The following is a 9,782-nucleotide window of genomic DNA, read 5'->3' as shown; positions in this document are numbered from 1 at the left end:
CATGGTAGGCGGTCCAGAAGACGGCGTCGGCGCCGCTTGATTTGATCTTGGTGACGACCGCCGAATAGTCCTGCTCGCCGGCCGTGGTGGTCTCCTTGGCGGCAATTTCGCCGCCTGCGCCCTTGAAGGCTTCGGCGGTCAGCTTGGCCAGGTCGGATGAATAGGCATCGCCTTCGTCGACGACCGCGATCTTCTTGTAGCCGTTCTTCTTGAAGAGCTCCACCGCTGTAGTCGCCTGCATGTCGCCGGTCGAATTGGCGAGGAAGGCATTACCCTGATTGGCGGCGACCAGCTTGGTCGAGTTCGCTCCGATGATGACGAACGGAATGCCGGCGTCGCCGTAGATCTTCAATGTCGGCAAGACGGCACCCGAACAGTAGCCGCCAACGATGGCGGTCACGCCTTCCGAGACAAGCTTGCTGCCTGCGGTCACCGCCTGCTGCGGATCGCAGGCGTCGTCAGCGGTCGTGGTGATGATCTTGTCGCCGTTGACGCCACCTTTGGCGTTGACGGCGTCGATCGCCATCTTCACGGCGTTCTCCATATCCTGCCCTTCACTGGCCAGTTGGCCAGTCATGGGAGCCACGATGCCGATCTTTATATCGGCAGCCGCGGCCATCGTGGTCATAGCCAGCCCGGCAAGGGCGGTCGCACAAGCCAGCCTCTTGGCAAGCCTCTTGAAGGAAACAACCATTAATTCTCTCCATTTCCCCTGTTGGCGCATCCAGGCGGCGTGCCCGAAATGCATTGTTTCGCCCCTCGGTTAGTTGCGGAGCGGTTTTGTTGAGCAAGATCGCCAGCCTGCCATGCGATTTCTCACCGGCAGGCTCCTGATCCGCCGATCAGTGACTGCCGCTGGAAGCACGGGCATAGGCTCCCTGATAGCGGTTCTCCTGGATGCTCTGCATGATCTCGGCCTCGCGGGCTTCCTGCGCCCGGACGGCGGCCAGCAAGGCCGCGGCACCGTCCATTGGAAATGCCACGACGCCATCTTCGTCGCCGACGACGATGTCGCCTGGACCGACGACCATGCCGCCTATGCAGACCGGAACATTTATGGCTCCCGGACCATCCTTGTAAGGTCCGAGATGGATGGCCGACCGCGCGAAGCATGGGAACGGATTGCGGCCGATGGCACCTGCATCGCGAATGGCGCCGTCGATGACGATGCCCGCGGCGCCGCGCGAAGCCGCGACACTTGTCATGATCTCGCCGACCAGCGCGCGCCCCTCATAGCCACCGCCGTCGACGACAATGACGTCGCCTGGCTGCAACAGATCGAGCGCACGATGGATGAACTGGTTGTCCCCGGGACGAGTCCTGACCGTCAGCGCTCTCCCCGCCATGACGCCACTCACCCGATGAAACGGCCGCAACCCGACAGCGCCGGGAACGCGAGCGAGATTGTCGCTGATCAACGGCGTCGCAAGAGCGCGGAACGCGTCGATCAGTTCGCTTTCCTGTGATCCATCCGCCATCGCCTGCACTCCTCCTCGTCGGCACTTATTATGAATATAGTATCCAATCATACTTAATTCGGTCGAGTCAACCGACCTTGCGATTGTCGGCAGAAAAAAGCCAAATCGACTTATAAATGGCGTAAGTCTGGTCAGAATGCCCCAACCGCTCCTGCCATTCGGACTTGCAATGGCGTCAAAGTTCAAGATAGATTGGATAACATATCCATAGATGTCATGATTGTGAAAAGGGATTCAGTTGTGAAGCACGCAGGAAAAGTCGTGATCGTCACCGGGGCGGCACAAGGCCTGGGCCTTGCCTGCGCTGAGCGCTTTCATGCCGATGGCGCCAAGGTGGTGCTTGTCGACGTGCAGGCCGATCGCGGACGCGAGCATGCCGAACGTCTTGGCGAGCGTGCCGCCTGGCTATCGGCGGATCTCTCCGAATGCACCCAGGAGATGGCAGCCGATGTTGTTGCCAAGGCCACGGAGCGATTCGGCGGTGTCGACGTCCTCATCAACAATGCCGGCATCATCCATCTGGACGATTTCGTTGACTTCCCCGAGGAAGCCTTCGACCTGGTTCAGCGCGTCAATCTCAAGGCGCCCTTCCTTCTCGGGCAGGCCGCGGCAAGGGCCATGATCGCGCAGGGACGCGGCGGCTCGATCATCAACATGTCGTCGATCAACGCCATCCTGGCCATTCCCAATTCCGTCGCCTATGCCGTGTCCAAGGGTGGCATCAAGCAGTTGACGGCGGTGATGGCCGTCGGATTGATTCCGCATAACATTCGCGTCAACGCCATCGGCCCCGGCACCATCCTGACCGACATGGTCAAGAGCTCGGTCATGGCCAGCGAAGCGCAGCGCCAGACCATACTGTCGCGCACGCCGAGCGGCCGCTGTGGCGAACCTTCGGAGATCGCCAGCGTCGCATCCTTCCTGGCCAGCGACGACGCCTCCTACATTGTCGGCCAGACCATCTATCCGGATGGCGGCCGCCTGATCCTGAATTATACGATGCCGGTGAAGGACTGACCGCCAATGGTTGTCGGTACGCCCCACATCAGTCTTGCGGGATCGGCCGCGCTGCTGCTCGACGGGGCGCAGGGGGCTTTCGATGATGCCACCCAGGAGCTGGTCTGGGCGGTAGCGAATGCTGCGCTGAGCCTCGAAGGGGTGCGCGAGACCGTTCCCGGCATGAACAACCTGCTGGTGGTGTTTGACCCGCTCGCCACGGACGCCCACAGTGTCGGCGATCAGTTGATGTCGCTCTGGACCAGCACCGATGCCCATGCGGTGACCGGCACGCATCATACTATTCCTGTCAGCTATGGCGGCTCGCGCGGCGAGGACCTCGCCGGCTGGGCCGCGCATTGCGGCCTGTCTGTCGACGAGACCGTCAGGCGCCACGCGGCAGCCGCCTACACCGTCGCCGCCATCGGCGCCATGCCGGGCTTTCCCTATCTGTCCGGTCTCGACCCACGGCTTGCCTGGGCAAGGCGCAGCACGCCTCGCCTGAAGGTGACTGAGGGCGCCGTCATGATCGGCGGTGCGCAGGCGGGCGTCATGCCGATGACTGCGCCGTCCGGATGGCACATGATCGGCCATACCGACGTGAAGCTGTTCAACGCCGAAGCGGAATTGCCCGTGCTGCTCTGGCCGGGAGACACGATCCGATTCACGATCGCGGGGATTGAGGCATGATCGAGATCCTCACCACCGGTCTGCCGAACACAATCCAGGATCTCGGCCGGCCTGGCCATCTTGCGCTGGGGGTCAGCCATGGCGGCGCCATGGACAGGCAAGCGCTTGCAATCGCCAATCTCATGCTGGGCAATGATCCCTCGGCTGCCGGGATCGAGGTCGCGCTTCATCCGTTCCGGCTGCGCACGCATGTCGACACCGCGGTCGCTGTCACCGGCGCGGATTGCGCCGTCAGCGTCGGTAATCGGCCCTGCCCGCCCTGGTGGGCCATGGCGATCCGCGCCGGTGAGACGCTTGTCCTCGAAGCACCGCGCACCGGTGCGCGTTCCTATATCGCCGTTGCCGGGGGGCTCGATCTACCCCTCGTCATGGGGTCGCGCGCGACGGATGCGAAGGGTGGCTTCGGCGGGCTCGGCGGGCGCGGCCTGTCGCGCGGTGACCGGCTTGCGCTCAACCCGGCGCAATGCCGGCTTCCCGCAGGCGGCATCGGCGCAGCGCTGGAAGAGCGACGCGGCGCGGTGGACGGCTTTGCCTCGGCATTCGAGTTGCGAGTTCTGCCGGCCGCCGAGTTCGACGCCTTCACCCCTGAGTCCCAGGCAGCCTTCACCGGAAGCGAATGGAGCATCACCAACGACGCCAACCGGATGGGATATCGCCTTTCCGGAGAGACGCTCTCGCTCGTGTCACCGATGGAATTGCTGTCGCACGGCATCGTACCCGGCACTGTCCAGGTGCCACCGTCCGGCCAGCCAATCATCCAACTTGCCGATGCCAACACTTGCGGCGGCTATCCGAAGATCGCTACGGTGATCGAAGCCGACCTGTGGCGGCTCGCACAAGCGCCTGTCGGCGCGCGTCTGCGTTTCTCAGCGGTCTCGATCGAAGCGTCGACGGAAGCGCTTCGCACGAACTGGCAGCGACGCCGCGACTTTATCGCCGCCCGGAACCTCATGGTCGGCGAGCAGAGGGCTCCATGAAAATTCGTCCCTTCACCATCGAGATTGCCCAGTCCGAAATCGACGATTTGAGGAAGCGCATCTCGAACTGGCGCGAGCCGGATCAGTTGCAGGCAATAGGCTGGGCGCAAGGAACGGAGCACGAGGAACTGCGGCGGCTTATGCAGCACTGGTGCACCGGCTTCGACTGGCGCAAGCAGGAAGCCGCCTGGAACATCCATCCGCACTACCAGACGGATATTGGCGGCCAAACCATCCATTTCATCCATGCACGCGCCGCTGTTGCGACCGGCAGAACGGTCATACTCACCCATGGCTGGCCAGGCAGCGTCTTCGAATTTCATGAGCTGATCCCGCTTCTGACCGACCCGCTTTCGCATGGCGGAAGACAGGAGGATGCCTTCAACGTCGTGGTTCCGTCGATTCCCGGCTATGGTTTTTCGAGCCGGCCGACTAGGCCTGGTCTCAACCTGTTTGCCGTTGCCGACCTTTGGGCTGAATTGATGAGCCGTCTCGGCTACAAGCGATATCTCGCGCAAGGTGGCGATCTGGGCGCCAGCGTGTCGATCTGTCTGGCGCACGCACATCCAGACAGTCTCGCCGGCGTGCATCTGAATTTCATCCCTGGCTCATTCTCACCGCCTCACGATGCAAGCCCGGATGGTGACTTGACGCCGGAAGAACGCGCCTTCCTGGAACGGAAAGCCGGATGGGCGGATATTCATGGCGCCTATGCTCATATTCAAGCGACGCGCCCGCAAACGCTTGCCTACGGGCTGACGGATTCACCGGTCGGACTGGCAGCCTGGATGATCGAAAAGTTCCGCGACTGGAGTGATTGCGGTGGCGATCTGGGCAATGCTGCTTTTTCGCGCGACGACATGCTCGCCAACATCTCGCTTTACTGGTTCACCCGGACGGTCGCTTCGTCGATGCGCCTCTATTGGGAAACGCGCGCCCGCCCGCTTGCATTCGCGTCGGGCACCGCGATCCACGTTCCACTTGCGGTGGCGTTGTTTCCAAAAGAGATGCCGATGCCGCCGAGGAGCTGGGTCGGGCGCGTCTTCAAGGACATCCGCCAGTGGACAGCGATGCCGCGCGGTGGTCATTTCGCGGCCCTCGAGCAGCCCGCTTTGCTTGCACAGGATTTAAGAGCCTTTGCCGGTGGTCTGGATTTTTAAAGCCAGCGTTTGCACGCAGCCAAACCCGAAGGCCAGAAATGACCAACACCACGATCACCATCGATGCCCTGCATGAGCGCGTCGATGCAATTTTCCGCAAGGCTGGACTGAACCCCATCCAGGCCAGCGCCATCACAAGGGTCATCGTTGCGGCGGAACGCGATGCTTGCAAGTCACATGGTGTCTACCGCATTGAAGGCGCCCTGCGGACGATCAGGGCGGGTAAGGTAAACCCGAACGCGGAGCCCGAATTGTTGCCGCAAGATGCTCCCGCCATCATCAAAGTGGATGCGAAGGGCGGCTTCGCCAACCCGGCCTTCGAACTGGGTCTGCCGGTGCTGGTCGAGCGGGCACGTTCGTGCGGCATTGCCGCGCTTGCGATCAACGATGCCGTCCATTTTTCCGCCCTTTGGGTGGAAGTCGAAGCCTTGTCGCAGGCAGGCCTTGCCGGCCTGGCCATGTGTCCGAGCTACGCCACGGTCGCCCCGACCGGCGGCAACGGACCGTTGCTGGGTACCAATCCTTTTGCCTTTGGCTGGCCGCGCGAAGAACAGCCGCCCTATGTTTTCGACTTCGCGACCTCGGTTGCCGCGCGAGGTGAGATCGAGCTCCACCGCCGGGCAGGCAAGTCGCTGCCGGAAGGCTGGGCCATGGATTCGGACGGCAGGCCAACGACCGACCCCGAAGCTGCCCTGTCGGGCGCTATGCTTCCCTTCGGCGGGCACAAGGGTTCCGCCATCGCGACGATGATCGAGTTGCTCGCCGGGATCATGATCGGCGATCTGACCAGCCCCGAGGCGCTCCATCTGCTCGGCACCACGACGCTTTATCCGTCCCACGGAGAATTGATCATCGCTTTCTCGCCACAAGCTTTTTCCTCGAGCCGCCCCGGCAATCCGTTGGACCGTGCCGATGCCCTGTTCGAGGCGATCCTTGGCCAGGGTGCACGGCTGCCCTCACAGCGGCGGTTCATTGCCCGAGCAGCATCGGAGAGTGGCGGCATCAGCCTCTCAGCCCAGGAGATCGAACAGCTCGACCGTTTTCTCGAGAGAGGACTCGGCGGCGTATGAAGTGAAGCTATGATCATAAAGGGGAATGGAGAAAAATGCGCTGGTCAAGAACGTTCACGGTCGTCGGCTGCCATGCCGAGGGCGAAGTCGGCAACGTGATCACCGGCGGCATCATGGACGTGCCCGGCAAGACCATGTTCGAAAAGAAGGAGTATCTGCAAGAGCATATGGATGACATACGCGGGCTCGTTCTCTTCGAGCCGCGCGGCGCGCCCTACGTCAACGCCAACATCATCCTGCCGCCTTGCGATCGCTCGGCCGACCTCGGCTATGTGATCCTCGAAAGCACTGAATACCCGCCCATGTCGGGCTCCAACACCATCTGCGTCGCCACCGTGGCGCTGGAGACGGGCATGGTGCCTATGAAGGAACCCGAGACGCGGCTGCGCATGGAGGCACCCGCAGGCATGATCGAGGTGCGCTGCCTCTGCGAGAATGGCAAGGTGAAGCAGGTGGAGTTCACCAATGTGCCGGCTTTCGCAGTCCACCTCGACACGCCAGTCGAAGTCGAGGGACTTGGCACGATCACCGTCGACACCTCCTATGGCGGCATGACTTTCGCCCATGTCAATGCGCGCGCACTAGGGTTCGCTGTCAAACCCGACGAGGCACACCAGATGTCGCTGATCGGCCAACGCATCAAGAAAGCCGTCAACGAGCAGCTCGTTGTCGTGCATCCGGAGAACCCGAAGATCCGCGATGTGTCCAACGTGATTTTCGAAGGTCCCATCGAGCGCGTCGACGGGCGCGTGGAAAGCATCAACGGCACGGTATGCCTGCATGGCAGGCTCGACCGCTCGCCGACAGGCACCGGCACCACCGGGCGACTGGCGGTGATGTCGGCAAAGGGCCAGATCGCCAAAGGCGAGCTGTTCCGCAACAGGTCGATCATCGGGACCCATTTCGATTCCCGCGTGATCGCCAATGCGCACGTCGGCGACCGCGACGCGGTCGTGGTCACCATCGCTGGACAGGCCTGGATCACCAGTATTGGCCAATATGGCCTCGACCCGACAGACCCTTATCCACGCGGCCATCGCCTCAGCGACGTCTGGTTCTGAAACGGACGCGGCCGTGCCCTCGGCGCGGCCGCGTAACCCGTTCGGCCGCGCTCAGGCCGCGAACGCTCTGACCCTGACGCCGCTCGCCTCCAGTCGTTTCCTGACGCACGCGGCGATGGCGACGGCCGCTGGCGTGTCACTGTGGACACAGATTGAATCGATCGGCGTCTGCAGCATCTGGCCGGAAAGCGTCTCGATCGCGCCTTGCTTGACCATCCGCACGACCCGTTCAGCAGCCTTCTCGGCATCGTGGATGACGGCGCCCTCCAGCTTGCGCGATACAAGAAACCCTTCCTCCGTATAGGCGCGGTCGGCGAAGATTTCGGACCTGACCGCCAGGCCAGCGTCACGCGCGATCCTGTCCTGGAAGCCGAGCGCAATGGCCAGGCAGATCAGGCCGGGATCGACGGCCTTGACCGCGCGCGTCACCGCTTCGGCGACGCCACGATCGGTCTGGGTAAGATTGCCCAGCGCGCCATGCGCTTTGACGTAGCGGATCGGGTGGCCGGCATAGGCGGAGAGCGCCTGTGCCGCGCCGATCTGGTAGGCGACCAGCCTTTCGATCTCATCCATGGAATGCGGGATTACGCGGCGTCCGAACCCCCACAGATCGGCGAAGCTCGGATGCGCGCCAACGGCGACGCCCTTGTCGCGCGCCATCGAGAACGTGGCCGCCATGATCTCGGGGTCACCGGCATGAAAGCCGCAGGCCACATTGGCGGAGCTGACGATGTCGAGGATAGCCGCATCGTCGCCGAGCCTGTAGGCTCCAAAACCCTCCCCCATGTCGGAATTGATATCGACCTGCAATCCTTCGGCCGGCACGGCGCTTTCCTCAGTGGTTCGAACCATAGCCTTTGCCTTCACACCAGTTCGTAGAGCGGCGTGCCGTAACCGACGACCGCTCCGTCCTTGATCAGTGCCGCGCCGAGCACGCCGTCTGCCGGCGCGAGCACGGCCTTCAGGCATGGGCCGACCTGCAGCACGCCGACCGTCTCGCCCTTGCGGACCGTCTGGCCAGGTCCGGCAACAGGGTGGCCGGTCGTTGGATGATCAATACGGAGCACGCCGACTCCGGGCGCACGCACGCCCTTGAAGACCGTTTCGGGCACCGGCGCTTCGGCCGCAGCCGCAGGTGTTTCGCCAACAACGGCCTGCATATGCAGCCGCAGCGAAAAGCCGGCCTCCGACACTTCGATCTCGCCTATGCCGGCGCTTGCGCACCAGGCGGTCAGCCTTTCGATCTCCTCAATCGTCATCGCAGCCTCGTCCCTGGAGCAGACCGCCTTCAATGAGATGTTCGAGATGATGGATGTCGAAGCCTCCGGCGGCGAAGCCGGGCTCCTCCATCAGGATACCGTGCAGCGGCGCATTGGTGGCGATGCCGACTGCCTCCATCTCGCCCAGCGCCCCGCGCATGCGCCGGATAGCCTCGGCCCGCGTCGCGCCATGCGCCAGGAGCTTCGCCACCAGCGAATCGTAGTGCGGCGGCACGGTGTAGCCGGAGTAGAGATGCGATTCGACGCGGATACCGGGACCGCCGGGCGGCGTCCAGCGCTCGACCCGGCCCGGATGCGGCCGAAAGCTGTAGGGATCTTCAGCGTTGATGCGGCATTCCACGGCGTGGCCCTGAATGCGGATGTCTTCCTGGCTGAACGACAGCGGCTCGCCCCGGGCGATGCGGATCTGTTCGCGCACGATATCGATACCGGTGACGAGCTCGGTGACGGGATGCTCCACCTGCACGCGGGTGTTCATCTCGATGAAAGAGAAGCGCCCGTCCTCGTAGAGGAATTCGAACGTGCCAGCGCCTGTATAGCCGATGGTCAGGCATGCGCGGGCACAGAGGTCGCCGATTTCGCCAATCGCCTCGCGGGCGATGCCGGGCGCCGGCGCCTCCTCGATGATCTTCTGGTGGCGGCGCTGCATGGAGCAATCCCGCTCGCCGAGCCAGACAGCCCTACCGTGCTTGTCCGCCAGAATCTGGATCTCGATATGGCGCGGCTGCTCGAGGAATTTTTCCAGATAGACTTGCGGGTTACCGAAGGCCCGGTCCGCCTCTTTCACCGCCATGGAAACGGCTTCCATCAGAGCCTGCTCATCGCGAGCGATACGCATGCCGCGCCCGCCCCCGCCACCCGCTGCCTTGACGATGACCGGATAGCCGATTGCCTCTGCAATGGCGCGCACCTCTTGCTCATCCTGCGGCAGCGCGCCCTCCGAGCCCGCAACGCAGGGAACGCCGGCGGCTATCATGGTGCGCTTGGCGGAGACCTTGTCTCCCATGGTACGGATCGCCGTCGCGGATGGCCCGACGAAGATGAGGCCGGCGTTTTCGACAGCCTCGGCG

11 protein-coding genes are annotated in these 9,782 nt (G+C 63.2%); 6 read left to right on the top strand and 5 right to left on the bottom strand.

The genetic code is table 11. The annotated features are described in order from the left end of the window. Together EN925_RS10415 and EN925_RS10410 are read right to left on the bottom strand one after the other, a co-directional pair. On the bottom strand, positions 1-694 hold a 694-nt coding region (locus tag EN925_RS10415), incomplete at its 3' end, for a branched-chain amino acid ABC transporter substrate-binding protein (protein ID WP_245487216.1). A gap of 148 nt (positions 695-842) precedes the next feature. Further along, the gene (locus tag EN925_RS10410; RefSeq protein ID WP_013525175.1) at positions 843-1,478 is read right to left on the bottom strand and encodes an RraA family protein; all 636 of its coding nucleotides are present in this window, start codon (positions 1,476-1,478) and stop codon (positions 843-845) included. A 240-nt stretch (positions 1,479-1,718) separates the two neighbouring features. On the opposite strand from EN925_RS10410, the gene EN925_RS10405 reads away from it, so the two are divergent. From EN925_RS10405 to EN925_RS10380, 6 genes are read left to right on the top strand one after another with little or no spacing between them, the layout of a single operon-like run. Then, positions 1,719-2,495 (top strand): SDR family oxidoreductase, encoded by a 777-nt coding sequence (locus tag EN925_RS10405; RefSeq protein WP_041164662.1) that lies wholly within the window; start codon positions 1,719-1,721, stop codon positions 2,493-2,495. A 6-nt stretch (positions 2,496-2,501) separates the two neighbouring features. Continuing rightward, entirely contained in the window at positions 2,502-3,164 is a 663-nt protein-coding gene (gene pxpB / locus EN925_RS10400; protein WP_127368798.1) for a 5-oxoprolinase subunit PxpB, read from the top strand. Further along, complete coding sequence (locus tag EN925_RS10395) at positions 3,161-4,141, top strand: biotin-dependent carboxyltransferase family protein (protein WP_127368799.1); 981 nt, start codon at positions 3,161-3,163, stop codon at positions 4,139-4,141. The genes pxpB and EN925_RS10395 overlap by 4 nt, the downstream gene beginning before the upstream one ends. Continuing rightward, the gene (locus EN925_RS10390) at positions 4,138-5,301 is read left to right on the top strand and encodes an epoxide hydrolase family protein (RefSeq protein ID WP_127368800.1); all 1,164 of its coding nucleotides are present in this window, start codon (positions 4,138-4,140) and stop codon (positions 5,299-5,301) included. The genes EN925_RS10395 and EN925_RS10390 overlap by 4 nt, the downstream gene beginning before the upstream one ends. Positions 5,302-5,339: 38 nt before the next feature. After that, positions 5,340-6,371: an Ldh family oxidoreductase gene (locus EN925_RS10385; RefSeq protein ID WP_127384514.1), complete on the top strand. Its 1,032-nt coding sequence runs from the start codon at positions 5,340-5,342 to the stop codon at positions 6,369-6,371. A gap of 35 nt (positions 6,372-6,406) precedes the next feature. Beyond that, entirely contained in the window at positions 6,407-7,432 is a 1,026-nt protein-coding gene (locus EN925_RS10380; RefSeq protein WP_127368258.1) for a proline racemase family protein, read from the top strand. Positions 7,433-7,483: 51 nt separating this feature from the next. On the opposite strand, the gene EN925_RS10375 is transcribed toward EN925_RS10380, so the two are convergent. From EN925_RS10375 to EN925_RS10365, 3 genes are all read right to left on the bottom strand, one after another. After that, a complete protein-coding gene (locus tag EN925_RS10375; protein WP_164753414.1) occupies positions 7,484-8,284 on the bottom strand; it encodes a 5-oxoprolinase subunit PxpA in 801 nt (266 codons plus the stop codon). Positions 8,285-8,295: 11 nt separating this feature from the next. After that, on the bottom strand, positions 8,296-8,691 hold the full coding sequence (locus EN925_RS10370) for a biotin attachment protein (RefSeq protein WP_127368257.1): 396 nt from the start codon (positions 8,689-8,691) through the stop codon (positions 8,296-8,298). Further along, positions 8,681-9,782: ATP-grasp domain-containing protein (locus EN925_RS10365; RefSeq protein WP_128336508.1), on the bottom strand; the 1,102-nt coding region annotated here is incomplete at its 5' end. The genes EN925_RS10365 and EN925_RS10370, both read right to left, overlap by 11 nt.

The organism is Mesorhizobium sp. M7A.F.Ca.US.006.04.2.1 (assembly GCF_004022915.1).
GTDB classification, from domain to species: Bacteria; Pseudomonadota; Alphaproteobacteria; order Rhizobiales; family Rhizobiaceae; genus Mesorhizobium; species Mesorhizobium ciceri.
This window is presented reverse-complemented; position numbering and strand designations above follow the sequence as displayed.